This window comes from Psychrobacter sp. TB55-MNA-CIBAN-0194, assembly GCF_040309505.1.
Classification (GTDB): Bacteria; Pseudomonadota; Gammaproteobacteria; order Pseudomonadales; family Moraxellaceae; genus Psychrobacter; species Psychrobacter fozii.
Window position 1 is genome coordinate 1 of record NZ_JBEOOW010000062.1, and the last position, 370, is coordinate 370.

At 36.8% G+C, this 370-nt stretch carries 1 protein-coding gene; it reads left to right on the forward strand.

Translation table 11 applies throughout. The features are described 5' to 3' along the window. Positions 1–370: universal stress protein (locus tag AAEY75_RS14255; RefSeq protein ID WP_352259929.1), on the forward strand; the 370-nt coding region annotated here is incomplete at both ends.

A 370-nucleotide genomic window follows, 5' to 3' on the forward strand; every position in this document is an offset into this window, starting at 1 on the left:
TATTAGTGGTGATTAATCCTACAACGGATCATCAACCCGCATTGGCACGTGCTGTTGAATTAGCGTCAAAAAGTCAGGCAGAGATAACTGCATTTTTATCCATTTTTGACTTCTCATATGAAATGACTTCAATTTTGTCTAGTCAAGAACGTGAAGCGATGCGCCAAGGTGTTATTGATCAACGTGTCGCTTGGTTAGAAAATGCCATAGATGGTTTTAGTAAATTCAATATAAAAATTAATACCGAAGTTGTGTGGCATAACCGCCCTTTCGAAAGTGTGATTAATCATGCGATGAAAGGCAATTATGATTTAATTGTTAAAAGCACCCACGTACACGACAAATTAAAAGCTGTAATTTTTACACCTAC